This window comes from Amycolatopsis sp. lyj-346 (genome assembly GCF_046548975.1).
In the GTDB taxonomy this organism is placed as follows: domain Bacteria; phylum Actinomycetota; class Actinomycetes; order Mycobacteriales; family Pseudonocardiaceae; genus Amycolatopsis.
In genome coordinates, this window is the sequence record NZ_JAJPWT010000022.1 from 38,374 (window position 1) to 53,764 (window position 15,391).

The following is a 15,391-nucleotide window of genomic DNA, read 5'->3' on the forward strand; positions in this document are numbered from 1 at the left end:
GCGTCCCCCAGGCCCGACGGTACGAGTTCGCCGCCGGGACGCGATGGCGTCGTTCGGCCTCCATGGGAGGGACTTTCGTCACCAGCGCCCGCTTCGCGGCGTCACGGAGTACGGCGTCGCAGGGTGGCCGCACCGAGGAACAGCGCGAGGACCGCGCAGCCGGCGATGATCGCGATGTTGCGGACCAGCGTGCCGTCGATCGTCGCTGAGCGGGTCACGTGCGTGAGCGCGTCCACCGCGTACGACAACGGCAAGACGTCCGAGAGCGCGCTGAGCACCCACCCCATCTCGTCGCGCGGGACGAACAGCCCGCACAGCAGGAACTGGGGCAGCACGAACACCGGCAGGAACTGGATCGCCTGGAACTCGGTGCGGGCGAACGCGCTGACGAACAGCCCGAGCGCGGTCCCCAGCAGCGCGTCCAGCACGACGATGAGCAGCAGCGACCAGACCGACCCGGCGATGTCGAGGCCCAGCCACGTCAAGCTGATCCCCGCGGCCACCACCACCTGCAAGGTGGCGAGCAGGCCGAACGCCAGCGTGTAGCCGAAGAGCAGATCGAGCTTGCCGATCGGCATCGTCATCAGGCGTTCCAGCGTCCCGGTAGTGCGCTCGCGGAGGGTGGTGATCGAGGTCAGCAGGAACATGATCGTGAACGGGAAGATGCCCAGCAGCGCCGGGGCGATCGCGCTGAACCGCTGCTCCGAGTTCAGGACGTACCGCAGGAGGATCATCAGCAGGCTCGGCACGCCGATGATGAGCGCGACCGTACGCGGGTCGTGCCGCAGCTGGGTGAGGATGCGGCGGGTGGTGGCGAACGTGATCGGAGCACTCATCGCGCCGCTCCTTCCCGGCCCTTGATCAGCCGCAGGAATGCCTGTTCGAGATCGGGCGCGCCGGTGCGCTCGCGGAGCACCTCGGGGGCGGCCTGGGCCAGCAGTTTTCCCTGGTGCAGCAGGAGCAGCTCGTCGCATCGGGCGGCCTCGTCCATGACGTGACTGGAGATCAGCAGCGTCACCCCGGTCTCCGCGAGGTGGTGGAACAGCTGCCAGAGCTCGTCGCGCAGTTCGGGGTCGGAGCCGACCGTCGGCTCGTCGAACACCAGCAGTTCGGGCGTGCCCAGCAGCGCGACGGCCAGGTTGGCCCGACCGCGCTGGCCGCCGGAGAGGCGGCCGATCACTTTTCGGGCTGAGCCGGTCAGCCCGGTCTGCGCGATCACCCTGTCCACATCAGACGACGGGGCACCGAGCACGGCGGCGAAGTACCGCAGCGCCTCGGTCACGGTCAGGTCCGCGTAGATCGCCGGATCCTGGGTCGCGTACCCGATCCGCCGGCGCAGCTCCGAGCTGCCTGCCGGACGCCGGAGCACGGTCACCCGGCCCGCTTCGACGATCTGCACGCCGACGATCGAGCGCATGAGCGTGCTCTTGCCACTGCCGTTGGGGCCGAGCAGGCCCGTCACCGTGCCGCGCCGGACGGTGAGCCCGACGTCGCGCAGCACTTCCTGCCCACCGCGGCGGACCCGCAGGCCCTCGACCACGATCGCCGGTTCGTCCACGGCGTGCTCCTTCCGTCCGCGTCCATGGTGTGCGCGTCCGGTCGCGGGGGCAGGTGCCCGCGGTCCTCGCCGCCGGTGACTTTGGTCCCCGGCCCGGGACTTCCGGCGGTCGGCCGGTGACCTAACGCCCTTCGGCGGCGACGCCGGGACGCCGGATCCTCGGGGTATGAACGCGCCCTGGGCCGACGTCCACGAAACCCACATCGGCGCGGTCTTCCTCGTCGGAGACCTCGCGTACAAGCTGAAGAAGCCGGTCGATCTCGGCTTCCTCGACTTCTCCACCCGCGAAGCCAGGGAACGGGTGTGCCACCGGGAGGTGGAGCTGAACCGGCGGCTGGCTCCCGACGTCTACCTCGGCGTCGCCGACGTCACCGGGCCGGACGGCGCGGTCTGCGACCACCTGGTCGTCATGCGCCGCATGCCCGAGGACCGCCGGCTGTCCACCCTGGTCCGGCGCGGTGTGCCGCTGCACGTGACGATCCGCCGGCTGGCCCGGCAGCTCGCCGCCTTCCACGCACGCGCCGATCGCGGCCCCGGGATCGACGCCGACGAGACCCGCGACGCGGTCCGGGACCGGTGGCGCGCGAGCTTCGACCAGGTCCGGCCGTTCCACGGGGACGTGCTCGACCCGGCCACGGCGCTGGAGATCGAAGCACTCGCCGAAGACTTCCTCGCCGGCCGGACGGCGCTGTTCGACCACCGGATCGCCGAAGGCCACGTCGTCGACGGCCACGGCGACCTGCTCGCCGACGACGTCTTCTGCCTCGACGACGGCCCGCGCGTGCTGGACTGCCTCGAGTTCGACGACCACCTCCGGCACGTCGACGTGCTCGACGACGTCGCCTTCCTCGCGATGGACCTCGAACGGCTCGACGCCCCCGAACTGGGCGGGCAGCTGATCGCGGACTACCGCGAGTTCGCCGGCGACCCCGCTCCCCCGGCGCTGCTGCACCACTACCTCGCCTACCGCGCGTTCGTCCGGGCCAAGGTCGCCTGCCTGCGGCACGCCCAAGGCGATCCCGAAGCCGCTGCGCTCGCGCGCGAGTACGCCGATCTCACGCTGCGGCACCTGCGGCTGGGGCAGGTGCGGCTGATCCTCGTCGGGGGCGAACCGGGCACCGGCAAGTCGACGATCGCCGGCGGGCTGGCCGACTGGCTCGGCGCGACGCTCCTGCAGTCGGACCGGCTGCGCAAGGAGCTGGCCGGGCTCGAACCCGTGCGGCGGCCCGCCGAGGGGTACCGGGAGGGCCTCTACGACAGCCGCCACACCGACGCGACGTACGCCGAACTCGCGCGCCGCGCCGGGGAGCTGCTCGCTCTCGGCGAGACCGTCGTGCTGGACGCGTCCTGGACCGCCGCGCGGCACCGCAAACTCGCCGTCGCGGCCGCCGAGCGGACGAGCAGCCCGCTGACCGCCGTGCAGTGCCGGGCACCGGAAGAGACGGCGGCGCAGCGGATCACCGCCCGGACCGGCACCCTGTCCGACGCCACACCGGAAATCGCCCACCGGATGGCCGCGGACGCCGACCCGTGGCCCGAGGCCCACCCGCTCACCACCAGCAGCACGCCGGCCGAGTCGCTCGTCCACGCGCTGGCGTGCCTGGCGCCGGAGCACCCAAAGTCCCCCGCCCAGAGGCATTCCGACCCTGCTGCCGGCCGGCTGAGCGGTGCGAGGCTCGAATCAACAGAACACCCCGACCACGAGGAAGGCCGATGATGGAGCGAGCATTTCCGGACGACTTCACCGTCAAGACCGCGGTGGCCATGGCCGTCCGCGCGCCGTCGGTGCACAACTCCCAGCCGTGGAACTGGCGGATCGGGCACAGCTCGCTGCACCTCTACGCCGATCAGGACCGCCGGCTGCGGGAAACCGACCCGGACGGCCGCGACCTCATCCTCAGCTGCGGCGCGGCCCTGCACCACCTCCGCATCGCCTTCGCCGCCCTCGGCTGGACCGCCGAAGTGCACCGGCTGCCCAACCCCGACGAGCCCGACCACCTCGCGGCCGTCACGCTGCGCCAGCACGAGCCGACGCAGGACGAGGTCGCGATGGCCGCGGCGATCCCCCGCCGCCGCACCGACCGGCGCCGCCACAGCTCCTGGGTCGTCCCCCGCGGGCACGTCGAAGCCATGGCCAAGGCCGCGGCGGTGGAAGGCACCGTGCTACAGGCCGCCGACAACTCGGCGCGCTACTACCTGGCGACGGCGATCGAAGAGGCGTCGGAGCGGCACGCCGGCGATCCGGCCTACCGCACCGAGCTGGCGGCCTGGAGCGGCCGGCACGTCTCTCCCGACGGTGTCCCGGCCCGCAACACCCCGGCGCCGGACGACACCCCGGGTGCGCTGCGCGCCCGGCCGTTCGCCGACCCTCAGCTCACCCAGCCGCCCGACGCCAAAGCCGAGGACGACGAGACCGTTCTGCTGGTGCTGAGCACCGCCTCCGACGACCGGATGTCGCGGCTGCGGGCCGGGGAAGCGACGAGCGCCGTGCTGCTCACGGCCAACGCCTTCGGCCTGTCATCGTGCCCGCTGACCGAACCGCTGGAGCTGCCCGACGTCCGCGACACCGTGACCGAACGGGTGACCGGCGGCTCATTCCCCCAGATGGTGCTGCGCATCGGCTGGGCGCCCGCCAACGCCGAGCCGCTGCCCGCGACCCCACGCCGGGACCTCGCCGACGTGCTGCAACCGCTCGAAGCTCCCCCGAAACACTTCCAGGCTCACTAGGAAAGGAGCCGGTCATGCCGTACTGGCACTACCCCACCACGACCATGGGCTGGGCGGGCGGCATCGGCATGCTCGTGCTGATGGCGCTCGTGCTGGCCGCGCTGGTCGCCCTCGTCGTCGTCCTCGCTCGCCGGGGACCACAGCCACCGCGGCCCGGCGACACCGCCCGGCGGATCCTCGACGAGCGGTTCGCCCGCGGCGAGATCGACCAGGAGGAGTACGAACGCCGCCGTGACGCGCTGACGCGGACGAGCTGACCGTGCGCCCGGCGACCATCCTCGCGGCCCTGGTGTGCGGGCTGGCCCTCGCCGGCTGCGGGGGCGACCAGGGCGCGGCACCGGCCACGAGCAGCACCGCCCTCCCTTCGACGACGCCGAGCACCACGACGACGGCCACCCCGGGCACCACCGCGGCTCCCCCGCGCCCGACGTCGCAGCCACCGGCCGTGCCGTCCTGCCCGGCGACCTCGGGCTGGAGCACCGAGCCGCGCGGCTCCGACACCATGAGCCGGGACGCGCTCCACCTCGTCCGGGCCGGTCGGCACGGCTGCTTCGACCGGATCGTCTTCGACGTCAACGGCCCGGCAGACGCCGGGTATGCGGTCCGCTACGTCCCGGTCGTGACCTCCGATCCGAAGGGCGACCCGCTACCGGTGCCCGGCGGAGCGGCACTGGAGGTCGTCGTGCGGGCACCCGCGCTCGGCGCCGACGACGCCGGGCACCAGCCCGGCCGGGTGCTCGCCTCGACCGGGGACACCCTGGTGACCACGCCGGGCTGGCCGTCGCTGCGGGCCGTGCGCTTCGCCGGATCTTTCGAAGGCCTGAGCACGTTCGCCGTCGGCGTGCGCGCGAGGCTGCCCTTCCGCGTGTTCACCCAGGCCGGGCCGCGGGACCAGGTCCGCAGGGTGGTCGTCGACATCGCCCACTGAGAGGACGTCATGGACCGGCTCAGCCCGCTCGACGCGGCCTTCCTCGAAATCGAGGACGAAGACCCCGGCTCGTCGCTGGCCATCGCCTCGATCGCGATCGCCGAAGGCCCCGCACCGGGCCAGGACGAGTTCACCGCCGCCGTGCTGGCCCGGCTGTCCGGTGTTCCGCGCTACCACCAAAAGGTCCGCACGGTGCCGTTCGACCTCGGGCCACCGGCCTGGGTCGACGACCCCGCGTTCGACGGGAGCGCGCACTTCGGCCGGGTGGCGTTGCCCGCGCCGCACGACGAGTCCGCGCTCTGCGAGCTGGTGGCCCTGCTGATGAGCGAACGGCTCGAGCGCGACCGGCCGCTGTGGGAGTTCTGGGTGATCGAAGGGCTGCCCGCCGGCCGGTGGGCGATCCTGGCCAAGCTGCACCACGCGCTGGCCGACGGCCTCGCCGCCACCCATCTGCAGACGATCCTCTTCGGCGACACCCCGGCCGGCGCGCCGGCCCGCGTCGAAGCGGCGCCCGATCCCGGCGGGACGCAGCTGCTGCTCGAGGCGGTCGGCACCCTGCTGCGCAACCCGTGGGACCAGACCCGCCTGCTGGCTCGGGAAGTGCTGCACCCGAACCGGCTGGCCCGCCGCGTCAGTGATGCCGCGCGCGGCCTCGCCGCGCTGACGTCGGCGCTGCTCCCCGCATCGCCGACCCGGTTGACCGGGCCGCTCGGACGGGACCGGCGGTACTCGACCGCCTCGGTCGCGCTGGCCGACGTCAAGGCCGTGGCCCGGGCGTTCGACGTCACGGTGAACGACGTCCTGCTGGCCGCGGTCTCCGGCGGCTTCCGCGAGTTGCTGCAGCACCGCGGTGAGACGCCCGCCGCCGACAGCGTGCGGTCCCTGGTCCCTGTCTCGGTGCGCACCGGAACCGCCTTGGACAACGAGGTTTCTCTCCTGCTGCCGCTGCTGCCGGTCGATCTGACCGACCCGGTACAGCGCCTGATCCGGGTGCATCACCGCCTGCGCGCGCTCAAGGCGGGCAAGGAGGCCGACGCCGGCGCGCTGGTGACCGCGACCGCCACGCACGAGCCGTTCGCGCCGATCGCCTGGGCGATCCGGGCGGCCGCGCACCTGCCACAGCGCAACATCGTCACCGTGACGACCAACGTGCCCGGCCCGGCCGAACCGCTGTCCGCACTCGGCCGCCGGATCGTCGAGATCTACCCGTACGTCCCGATCGCGCTGCGGGTGCGCACCGGTGTGGCGATGCTGAGCTACGCCGGAAGGATGACGTTCGGGATCACTTCCGACGCCGACACCGTCCCCGAGACCGGCGTGCTGGCCAAGGCGATCGAGCGGGAGATCTTGGCCCTGCGCGACGCGGCTCGCCGGGCGCCCGCCCAGCGCTGAAGGCGTGGGTCAGGAGGCCGCCGCGAACTCCGCGGCCAGCGCCGCGACCAGTGCTTCCGGGTCCGGGATCAGCTTGCGGTCCGTGCCGAACCCGAACCGCACCTGCCCGGCGTAGCTGAAGACGCAGATCGTGATCGCCTGCCGCCCGCTGCACGGCGCCCAGCCGACGATCCCCTCGACCTCCGCGCCGGCCAACGTCATCGGCACTCGGGGGCCGGGCACGTTCGTCAGGACCCCGACGGCCTTGCCGGCGAAGAACCGGCTCAGGGCCAGTCCCAGCGGCGCCGGGCTTTGCGCGATGGCGTACTGCACCCCGAAGGTCAGCACGGGCTCGACCGAGTCGCGGATGCGGGCGACCCGGCGGTGCACCTCGGCGAGGCGCTCGGCGAACGTCCGGAGGCCGAGCGGGAGCTGGGCCAGCACCAGCGAAAAGTGGTTGCCCAGGGTGGCCGGCAGCTCGTCGTCGAACGAGGAGAGGCTCACCGGGATCATCCAGCCGAGGTCGGACGGACCAGGCCGGGCGGTGCCGTGCGCGGTGAAGTACCGGTCGAGCGCGCCGGCGACGAGCGCCGTGCAGACGTCGTTGATCGTCGTGCCGGTCTCGTGCCCGATCCGGGCGAGCGTGATGAGCGGAACCGGATCGCCCCAGGCGGCAGTCTTTTCGACCTCCGGTTCGCCCTCCCACAACCCGGTGGTCGTGGACGGACCGAGCAGGTCGGCCACCCCGGCGGCGCTGTGCCAGGCCGTCGTCACCGCGCCGGCGGCCGCGTCGACCGCGTGCCGGGGCCCGCCGTCCAGTGCCGAAGCCAGGACCCCGGCGACGGCTCCCGTGGCGCCCACGGCCACCGTCGCGCCGCACACCGGCAACGCCACCGCGGTCTCCAGCACCGGGTGCACGCGGGCCGCCCGCTGCTGCACCTTCGCGCCGGTGTCCCCGATCGCGCGCAGCACGGCCGCACCGAGGCGGACCACCGGCTGCGCGACGGGTTCCCGGTGCGGTCCGGCGCTGCCGACCTTCGCGTGCGGCGCGGTTTCGCCGCCGGCCGGATCCAGCAGGCTGAACAGCACCTGCGTCAGCCGGATCCCGTCGGCCATCGCGTGGTGGGTGCAGGAGACCAGCGCGCTGCCCCCGCGGTAGCCCTGCAGCAGATCGATGGTCCACAAAGGATGCTTCGGGTCGAGCGGCCGGCTCCGCCGGGCGGCGACGAACTCCTCCAGCGCCGCCTGGTCGGCGGGTGCCGGCAGGTCCTGCACCAGGACGTGGTCGCCGAGGTCGAAGCCGGTGTCGGTCTCCCAGGCGAGGGCGCGACCGTGGCGCACGGCCCGCTGCGAGTACACCGGATAGCGCGCGATCAGCCGGTCGGACACGAGCGACCGCAGCCGCGCCGGATCCACCAGGGTCTTCGTCCACAGCACGGACGTGACGAGCATCAGGTTCTCCGGCCGGTCGAGGTGCAGCCACAGGCTGTCCTGCGCGGGCATCCGCCGATGCGGCCCGGCCGGTTTCCGCGTGTTCCGCACGGTCATCGTCAATCTCCTCTTTCTTTACCAGATAACCCTTTCCGCTCGTACACCGAAGCTGCCGTTCTGCCCGACCCTCGGGGACCAAGGGCCCTACGAGGAGCGTCCATGCACCGCCGACCATCGACGATAAGCAGACGAAGACAGGAGAAGCAGATGACGGTGCGGCTCGGAATCAACGGCTTCGGCAGGATCGGGCGCGACATTTTGCGCTGTGTGCTGGAGACGCCGGACAGTCCGGTCGAAGTGGTCGCGGTCAACGACATCACCTCGCCGGAGATGCTGGCGCACCTGCTGGTCCATGATTCCACTTATGGCAGGCTGCGCACTCCGGTCGAGGTCGTCGAAGGCGAGGCGCTGCGTGTCGGCGACCACCTGATTCAGGTGAGCGCGCAGGCCGACCCCACGAAGCTGCCGTGGGGTGAGTACGGCGTGGACGTCGTCGTCGAGTCGACCGGCAAGTTCCGCACTCGCGAAGCCGCCGGTGTGCACCTGGCTGCGGGCGCGAAGAAGGTCGTGATCTCCGCACCGGGCAAGGACGTCGACGCGACGATCGTGCTCGGGGTCAACGAGGGCGATTACGATCCCGCTGCGCACCACGTGATTTCGAATGCCTCCTGCACGACGAACTGCGTTGCGCCGATGGTGAAGGTGCTGCACTCGGCGTTCGGCATCCGGCGCGGCCTGCTCACCACCATCCACAGCTACACCGGCGACCAGGCGCTGCTCGACCGCCCGCACAAGGACCCGCGCCGCGCCCGCTCGGCCGCGGTCAACGTGGTGCCCACCAGCACGGGCGCCGCCAAGGCAATCGGCCTGGTGCTGCCGGAGCTGGCCGGCAAGCTCGACGGCGTCGCCGTGCGGGTGCCGGTCGAGGACGGCTCGCTGACCGACCTGACGGTGGAACTCGAGCGTCCGGTGACCGCGGAGCAGGTCAACCACGCGTTCGCCGAGGCCGCCGACGGCGACCTCAAGGGCATCCTGCGCTACACCGAAGCACCCATCGTTTCCCGCGACATCATCGGCGACCCGGCCTCCTGCGTGTTCGACGCTCAGCTGACGAAGGCCGACTCGCACCTGGCGAAGGTGTTCGGCTGGTACGACAACGAATGGGGCTACGCGACGCGCACGGTCGAACTGGTGGAGCTGATCGGGCGATCGCTGGGCTAGGTACTCCGGGTGCCCGCCGGTGATGCGGCCCGGCGGGCACTCGCCCTCACGCGGGAGAAACGATGTCGGCCGACAAGGGCGCGACGGCACCGATGATGGTCTGCGTAGTCTCCTCGGGTACCCCGGCGGCGAGCAGGGAGTCAGCGAGGTACTTCGCCACGAGGTCGAAGTGGTGCTGGGCGATACCCCGGCCCCGGTGCACGTCCTTCATGGACCGGCCGCGGTACTCGTCGGGCCCGCCGAGGGCAGCGGTGAAGAATTCGACCTGCATCCCCTTCAGCCGCGGCAGGTTCGTCCCCTTGAAGAACCCGGCCAGTTCCGCATCGGCCAGGACGCGTTCGTAGAAGTCGTCGACCACGGCCACCAGCGCTTCCTGGCCGCCGATCCCCTCGTAGATGCTCGTCACTTCGCCTCCCGGTCGTGGTGGTCACCGTGGTGACCAGGGAACCGCCGGGAGGTTTCTCGCGCGTAAGATCACGATCAACCACGCGTTAGGTGATTCTCACCGCGGGACGCAGGCCATTCCGATCTTCGTGCGAGGAAAGGGTCGTCAGCGCACTCCCGCGGCCGTGCCGTCGTCCTGGGTGTACTTCAAGCGGTTGCGCACCGCGATCACGCCTGGCACCGCCTCGGTGAGCCACTCCGCGCGCTCCACGGCCTCCTTGATCTCCTCGTCCGGCCGCAGGAACGCGCGCAGCACGTCGCGCCGGGCGAGGACGCCCACCAGGTGGCCCGCGCTGTTCACGACGTAGAGGCAGCGCAGGTTCGCCTCCACCAGCCGCCGGGCCGCGCTCGCCACGGGCTCGTCCTTGGCCACGGTGGGTACGCGCCGGGTCATCAGCTCGCGCGCGGTCAGCCCCTGGGCCTTGGTCCACACGCGCAGCCGCCGGAGCCCGCGCTCGCGCCGGGCGTCCCGGCCGTGGCGGGCCAGCAGGTCGGCCTCGCCGACCACCCCGATCGGCCGCCGGTGCTCGTCGACGACCGGGATCGCCGCGATGGCGCGCACGGCCAGCAGACTGACCAGCTCCTTGAACGACGTGCCGGGGCCGGCGGTCACGACCGGCCGGCTCATCAGGTCGGACACCAGCGGACCGCGCATCACGCCACCTCCGTCGAGAACGCTTCTCCACTCAAGTTAGGAGCCGGCAGGGTTTCGCGCGGCGGTCGGCGGTCCCCGGGCAAAGGGCCTTTCGCCCCTTTGCCCGGGGTCGGCGATGCTCTTGCCTGGACCGGACGGAAGGAGAACGGCATGGGAGACCACAAGCGGTGGCGCGACCTGACGGGCCCGCAGCGCACGGCGATCGGTACCGCGGCGAGCGTGCAGCTGCTGCTCGCCGCGGCCGCGTGGTGGGACCTCGCGCACCGGCCTGTCACGCAGGTCCGGGGCCCGAAGTGGATGTGGGCCCTCGTGATCGGGGTGAACTTCGTCGGCCCGGTGCTCTACTTCGCGCGCGGACGTGCCACCACCACCGGGCAGAGGGCGTAGGACATCAGCGCCTGGCTCGTCGACCCGAGAGCCAGGCCGCTGAATCCACCCCGGCCTCGGCTGCCGACGACCAGCAGCTGTGCCCGGTCGGCGAAGTCCAGCAGCCGCTCGGGCGCCCGGCCGGCCACGACCTCGCGGTCCACCGCCACGTCCGGGTACTTCTCCTGCCAGCCGGCCAGGCGCTGGGCGAGCAGTTCCCGCCCGTATTCGTCCGCAGCCCACCAACCGTCGTGGCGGCAGTGCACCGCGATCAGCCGGGCACCGCGCCAGGACGCCTCCTCGAACGCGGTCGCGATGGCCTCCTCGCTCGCCGGGCTTCCGTCGACGCCGACCACCACCGGTCCCTCGGCGGGCGCTTCATCTTCCCCCACGTGCGGACGGATCAAGGCCACCGGGCAGTGCGCGTGCGCGGTCAGGGCCACCGTGACCGACCCGAGCAGGATCCGGCCCAGCGGCCGAAGTCCCGGTGTGCCGAGCACGAGCATCGCCGCGTCGGCGGACTCGGCGACCCAAGGCGTCCGCGGGCCGTTCAGGCCGCAGCACCGTCTTCGCCTCGACCTCCGAAGCCGCGGCACGAGCCTCGGCGAGCATGGTCCGGCCCTGCCCCGCGGCCGCCTCCAGCAGCTGCTCGTACGTTGGGTCGGCCCTCGGGTAGGGCGCGGGCAGTTCCGGGAGCGCGTGGACCAGGCGCAGGCCACGCCTGCGCTCCCGCGCCACGTGGGCAGCCCACCGGACCGCCGCGAGTGCTCCGGCCGAACCGTCCACGCCGACCACCAGTTCCGAGCCGCTCATCCGAATCTCCTTTCACCACGGGGAAGTCAAGCGGCCGAAGCCGCTCCCGGCACGAGGCTTCCGGCCCGGTTCGGAGGGACTTCGGTCCATTCCGCGCGGTCCTCGGGAACCGGCGGCCAAGGGCCTCCCGGCCGGGGACCTTCGACCCCAGAAACTCCCGCGGTGCGGGCCGAAACTGAGCGCAGCACCGAAAAGAACGGAGGTTTCCCCATGTCCATCCGACCGGAAGAGAAGAAGACCACCTCGGGCCACCGGGCCACCGAACCGGCGCCGGTCGCCGACTTCGTCGCCGAGCCCACGACCGCCGGGAAGTCCCTGGCCGTCCTGCGGATCGCGACCGGGTTCGTGTTCCTGTGGGCGTTCCTGGACAAGCTGTTCGGCCTGGGCTACGCGACCCCGTCGAAGGGCGCCTGGCTCAACGGCGGTTCGCCGACCAAGGGCTTCCTGAGCGGCGTGCACGTCGGCCCGTTCGAGTCGATGTTCCACACCTGGGCGGGCACCTGGTGGGCCGACTGGCTGTTCATGCTCGGCCTGGGCGCCATCGGCATCGCCGTGATCGCCGGGATCGGGCTGCGGCTGAGCGCCGTCGCCGGCTCGCTGATGATGCTCATGATGTGGGCCGCCGAGTGGCCGTTCGCGCAGAGCATGAGCACCGGTGAGGCAACGCACTCCACCAACCCGGTCATCGACTACCACATCATCTACGCGCTCGTCCTCATCGCGCTCGCCGCCGCCTCGGCCGGGCACACCTGGGGACTCGGCCGCCGCTGGGCCGACGCCGTCGGCGAGCGCACGTGGCTGCGCTGACGCGATCCGTTCCACGGGCGCCCGCCGACCGGCGGGCGCCCGTTCCCGCTGCCCGAGGAAAGAAGGAGAAGAAATGAAGGCACTCGTCTACGACGGTCCCGGCCGGCGCAGCTGGACCGACCACGCCGACCCCGAGCTCACCGCGCCCACCGACGCGATCGTCCGGGTCGACGCGGTCACCATCTGCGGCACCGACCTGCACATCCTCAAGGGCGACGTGCCCGAGGTCGAGCGCGGCCGGATCCTGGGGCACGAAGCGGTCGGCACGATCGTCGAGACCGGCTCCGCCGTCACCACCGGCAAAGCCGGCGACAAGGTCCTGGTGTCCTGCATCTCCGCGTGCGGCCGGTGCGAGTACTGCCGGCAGGCGGCCTACGGCCAGTGTCTCGGCGGTGGGGGCTGGATCCTCGGCCACACGACCGACGGCGTCCAGGCCGAGTACGCGCGCGTCCCGTTCGCCGACACCTCGACCTACGTGCTGCCGTCCGGGGTGAGCGACGAGTCCGCGCTGATGCTGGCCGACATCGTCCCGACGTCCTACGAGGTCGGCGTCCGCAACGGCGGCGTCAAACCGGGCGACACCGTCGTGATCGTCGGGGCGGGGCCGATCGGACTGGCCGCCATCACGAACGCCCAGCTGTTCGCGCCCAGCACGATCATCGTGGTCGACCGGGAACCGGCCCGGTTGGACGCGGCGAAGTCGTTCGGCGCCGACCTGATGGTGCAGCCCGCCGACGCGGCCGCCGCGGTGGCCGAAGCCAGTGGCGGGCTCGGGGCGGATGTCGCCATCGAAGCGGTCGGCATTCCGGAGACGTTCGAGCTGTGCACGAAGCTGGTCCGCCCGGGCGGCCATGTGGCGAACGTCGGCGTGCACGGCGCCCCGGCGACGCTGCACCTCGAGGAGCTGTGGATCAAGAACGTCACCATCACCACCGGGCTGGTCGACACCTCCAGCACGCCGATGCTGCTGCGGATGCTCGCGGCGGGCCGGCTGGACACGAGCCGGTTCATCACGCACCGGTTCGGGCTCGATGAGATGGACGAGGCCTACGACGTCTTCGCCCACCCGCAGGACAGCAACGCGCTGAAGGTAGCCCTCTTCCGCGGCTGATCACACACCGACGCGGCCACCGTCCATTCCGGACGGGGGCCGCGTCGGTGTGCCTCAGTTGTGCGGCTTGTGCGAGCTCAGGATCCCGACCGACCCCGGCGGCACCGGGGACACGCCCCGGTCGTCGAACTGGCCCTTCAGGGTGTGCCGCACCTCCACGACCCCGTCGACCCGGCGGATCAGCGCCACGATCACCGGGATCATGCTCTCCCGCTCGACCGTGCCGTTGAGCGTCACGATGCCGTTGTGCACGGAAACGTACAGAGAAGCCGGGTCCATGGTCATCTCCCGCAGCAGCACCTCTTCACGGACCTCGTCCCGGATCTCGCGGTCGGTCCGCAGGAAGACCCGGAGCAAGTCCGAGCGGGAGACCACACCGACGAGCTTGCCCTCGTCGTCCACCACCGGCAGGCGGTGGAAGTGGTGCTCCTCCAGCAGTTTCGCGGCCACTGTGACGTCGTCGTCCGCCCGGACGGTGATCGCCGGCTTCGTCATCAGGTCGGCGACGAACGCCGCTCCCGCCTTCCGCTTCGCTTGCCGGGAGCCGGGCTTGAGCAGACCGTGCGGTGCCTCGCGTTCGAGCAGATCGCCTTGGGAGACGACGCCGAGGACGAGCCTGTCGTCGTCGACCACGGGAGCGCCGCTGATGTTCCAGGTGGCCAGCAGTATGGCGACGGCCTTGAACGGGGTGTCCGGCCCGACGGTGGTGACTTCGGTCGTCATGACGGAACCCACTTTGCGGCGGCTGGGCATCTTGACCTCCTTCACAGCAACGGGCCCGGGTAGTAGGTGCCCACAGGTTCCTGCTCCGGCGCCGCATCCTTCTCCGGTTCCGGGACGGTCCGTGCCGGGATGACCACCACCGGGCAGCTCGCCTCGCGCAGGCAGTGCTCGGCGACCGAACCGACGAGCAGCTTCAGGAGCCGGCCCCGGCCGTGGCTGCCGAGCACGAGCATCGCCGCGGTCTTCGACGCCTCCTCCAGCGCCACCGTGGCCGAGTGCTCGACCAGCTCGGCCCGGACGGCGACCCCCGGATGTTCGGTCCGTACCTGGTCGACGACCTCGTCGAGCTGGCGCCGCTCCCGGTCCGCGACCGTCTCCGGCGATCCGGCGACCGCCGCGCCGAGGTCGGCGACCGGCTCGAACGACCACGCGCGCAGGGCGACGACCTGGCGGCCGCTCACCGCCGCTGCGGACACCGCCCAGCGCATGGCGGCCACGCTGACCGCCGAATGGTCCACGCCGACGACGATGTCGCCCTGGTTTGCCGTTGTCATGGGAAATCACCTTCTCCTGTTCTCAAGAATGGGTTTTCCGGTCCTGTTCGTGGAACCACTCCTGCTGCCACTGGGCGAACCGGAAGCGGTCGAGGGAAAACACGGCCAGCCGGTAGCCGAGGGCGAGCAGTGCCAGTGCGCCCAGCCAGAGGCCCAGCCCGAGGACCACGGCGTCGATGACGACACCCGCGCTGCTGAGCGGGGGATCCACCGGGCTGCCGGCGCGATCCACCCAGACGGTCAGCGTTTCGCCCTTGAGCTTGCCCTGGTCGGCGACGACCTGGCCGACGCGGCGGGTTCCGTCCGGAAGCAGCCAGGTCGCGTCGGTGGGCCGGCCGTTGCCGACGACGCCGGCGCGGGAGTTCACCGTGATGTCCGGCCCGTCGGCGAGCAGGGTGGCGGTCACCTGCGTGCGCTCGCTGAGCTGCTGGGCCGACTCTCCTTGCTGTCGCGCGTAGGTTTCCGAGCCGATGGAGGCGGCGACCGGCAGCGCGGCGAGCGCGAGCAGCACCGCGAAGACCAGCAGCCCGGCCTGGAACCGGTCCGAGCCCCGCGCCACCGACCCGCGGCGGGGCAGGACGGTGCGCCACATCCGCGCGATCGGGTTCGACGAAGTGCTCAT

18 protein-coding genes and 1 pseudogene are annotated in these 15,391 nt (G+C 71.9%); 9 read left to right on the forward strand and 10 right to left on the reverse strand.

Translation table 11 applies throughout. The features are described 5' to 3' along the window. Window positions 1-101 precede the first annotated feature (101 nt). Together ACLJQE_RS40690 and ACLJQE_RS40695 are read right to left on the reverse strand one after the other, a co-directional pair. Complete coding sequence (locus tag ACLJQE_RS40690) at window positions 102-836, reverse strand: ABC transporter permease (RefSeq protein ID WP_410645030.1); 735 nt, start codon at window positions 834-836, stop codon at window positions 102-104. Continuing rightward, the gene (locus tag ACLJQE_RS40695) at window positions 833-1,558 is read right to left on the reverse strand and encodes an ABC transporter ATP-binding protein (RefSeq protein ID WP_410645031.1); all 726 of its coding nucleotides are present in this window, start codon (window positions 1,556-1,558) and stop codon (window positions 833-835) included. Before ACLJQE_RS40695 ends, ACLJQE_RS40690 begins: the two co-directional genes overlap by 4 nt. A gap of 166 nt (window positions 1,559-1,724) precedes the next feature. On the opposite strand from ACLJQE_RS40695, the gene ACLJQE_RS40700 reads away from it, so the two are divergent. Genes ACLJQE_RS40700 through ACLJQE_RS40720 form a run of 5 tightly spaced genes read left to right on the forward strand, consistent with a single transcriptional unit; the run spans window position 1,725 to window position 6,605 of the window. Continuing rightward, the gene (locus tag ACLJQE_RS40700) at window positions 1,725-3,275 is read left to right on the forward strand and encodes an AAA family ATPase (RefSeq protein WP_410645032.1); all 1,551 of its coding nucleotides are present in this window, start codon (window positions 1,725-1,727) and stop codon (window positions 3,273-3,275) included. Then, window positions 3,275-4,285: an Acg family FMN-binding oxidoreductase gene (locus tag ACLJQE_RS40705; RefSeq protein ID WP_410645124.1), complete on the forward strand. Its 1,011-nt coding sequence runs from the start codon at window positions 3,275-3,277 to the stop codon at window positions 4,283-4,285. The genes ACLJQE_RS40700 and ACLJQE_RS40705 overlap by 1 nt, the downstream gene beginning before the upstream one ends. Window positions 4,286-4,299: 14 nt before the next feature. Further along, entirely contained in the window at window positions 4,300-4,542 is a 243-nt protein-coding gene (locus ACLJQE_RS40710) for an SHOCT domain-containing protein (RefSeq protein ID WP_285450480.1), read from the forward strand. A 2-nt stretch (window positions 4,543-4,544) separates the two neighbouring features. Beyond that, complete coding sequence (locus ACLJQE_RS40715; RefSeq protein ID WP_410645033.1) at window positions 4,545-5,213, forward strand: hypothetical protein; 669 nt, start codon at window positions 4,545-4,547, stop codon at window positions 5,211-5,213. Between the two features lie 9 nt (window positions 5,214-5,222). Further along, entirely contained in the window at window positions 5,223-6,605 is a 1,383-nt protein-coding gene (locus tag ACLJQE_RS40720) for a wax ester/triacylglycerol synthase family O-acyltransferase (RefSeq protein ID WP_410645035.1), read from the forward strand. 9 nt (window positions 6,606-6,614) lie between these two features. Here ACLJQE_RS40720 and ACLJQE_RS40725 read toward each other — a convergent pair whose 3' ends face one another. Beyond that, on the reverse strand, window positions 6,615-8,132 hold the full coding sequence (locus ACLJQE_RS40725; RefSeq protein ID WP_410645037.1) for a WS/DGAT domain-containing protein: 1,518 nt from the start codon (window positions 8,130-8,132) through the stop codon (window positions 6,615-6,617). Window positions 8,133-8,282: 150 nt separating this feature from the next. On the opposite strand from ACLJQE_RS40725, the gene gap reads away from it, so the two are divergent. Then, window positions 8,283-9,296, forward strand: coding sequence for a type I glyceraldehyde-3-phosphate dehydrogenase (gene gap / locus ACLJQE_RS40730; protein WP_410645039.1), 1,014 nt, complete (start codon window positions 8,283-8,285; stop codon window positions 9,294-9,296). A 46-nt stretch (window positions 9,297-9,342) separates the two neighbouring features. Here the strand turns inward: gap and ACLJQE_RS40735 are convergent, their stop codons facing one another. Together ACLJQE_RS40735 and ACLJQE_RS40740 are read right to left on the reverse strand one after the other, a co-directional pair. After that, on the reverse strand, window positions 9,343-9,702 hold the full coding sequence (locus tag ACLJQE_RS40735; RefSeq protein ID WP_410645041.1) for a group I truncated hemoglobin: 360 nt from the start codon (window positions 9,700-9,702) through the stop codon (window positions 9,343-9,345). A 144-nt stretch (window positions 9,703-9,846) separates the two neighbouring features. Continuing rightward, a complete protein-coding gene (locus ACLJQE_RS40740; protein ID WP_410645042.1) occupies window positions 9,847-10,395 on the reverse strand; it encodes an HPP family protein in 549 nt (182 codons plus the stop codon). Between the two features lie 150 nt (window positions 10,396-10,545). Here ACLJQE_RS40740 and ACLJQE_RS40745 point away from each other — a divergent pair, with 150 nt between their 5' ends. Continuing rightward, window positions 10,546-10,782, forward strand: a complete 237-nt coding sequence (locus tag ACLJQE_RS40745) for a PLD nuclease N-terminal domain-containing protein (protein ID WP_410645044.1) — start codon at window positions 10,546-10,548, stop codon at window positions 10,780-10,782. Here the strand turns inward: ACLJQE_RS40745 and ACLJQE_RS40750 are convergent. Further along, a complete protein-coding gene (locus tag ACLJQE_RS40750; protein ID WP_410645045.1) occupies window positions 10,737-11,267 on the reverse strand; it encodes a universal stress protein in 531 nt (176 codons plus the stop codon). The genes ACLJQE_RS40745 and ACLJQE_RS40750 overlap by 46 nt on opposite strands. Before the next feature lie 85 nt (window positions 11,268-11,352). Further along, window positions 11,353-11,574, reverse strand: a pseudogene (locus ACLJQE_RS40755) (universal stress protein); the annotation flags it as partial. A 210-nt stretch (window positions 11,575-11,784) separates the two neighbouring features. On the opposite strand from ACLJQE_RS40755, the gene ACLJQE_RS40760 reads away from it, so the two are divergent. After that, window positions 11,785-12,381, forward strand: a complete 597-nt coding sequence (locus ACLJQE_RS40760; RefSeq protein WP_285450458.1) for a DoxX family membrane protein — start codon at window positions 11,785-11,787, stop codon at window positions 12,379-12,381. Between the two features lie 73 nt (window positions 12,382-12,454). After that, window positions 12,455-13,492: a zinc-dependent alcohol dehydrogenase family protein gene (locus ACLJQE_RS40765; protein ID WP_410645046.1), complete on the forward strand. Its 1,038-nt coding sequence runs from the start codon at window positions 12,455-12,457 to the stop codon at window positions 13,490-13,492. A 54-nt stretch (window positions 13,493-13,546) separates the two neighbouring features. On the opposite strand, the gene ACLJQE_RS40770 is transcribed toward ACLJQE_RS40765, so the two are convergent. Genes ACLJQE_RS40770 through ACLJQE_RS40780 form a run of 3 tightly spaced genes read right to left on the reverse strand, consistent with a single transcriptional unit; the run spans window position 13,547 to window position 15,391 of the window. Continuing rightward, complete coding sequence (locus ACLJQE_RS40770; RefSeq protein WP_410645047.1) at window positions 13,547-14,215, reverse strand: CBS domain-containing protein; 669 nt, start codon at window positions 14,213-14,215, stop codon at window positions 13,547-13,549. A 41-nt stretch (window positions 14,216-14,256) separates the two neighbouring features. Beyond that, window positions 14,257-14,769, reverse strand: coding sequence for a universal stress protein (locus ACLJQE_RS40775; protein WP_410645048.1), 513 nt, complete (start codon window positions 14,767-14,769; stop codon window positions 14,257-14,259). Window positions 14,770-14,791: 22 nt separating this feature from the next. Then, the gene (locus ACLJQE_RS40780) at window positions 14,792-15,391 is read right to left on the reverse strand and encodes a hypothetical protein (RefSeq protein ID WP_410645049.1); all 600 of its coding nucleotides are present in this window, start codon (window positions 15,389-15,391) and stop codon (window positions 14,792-14,794) included.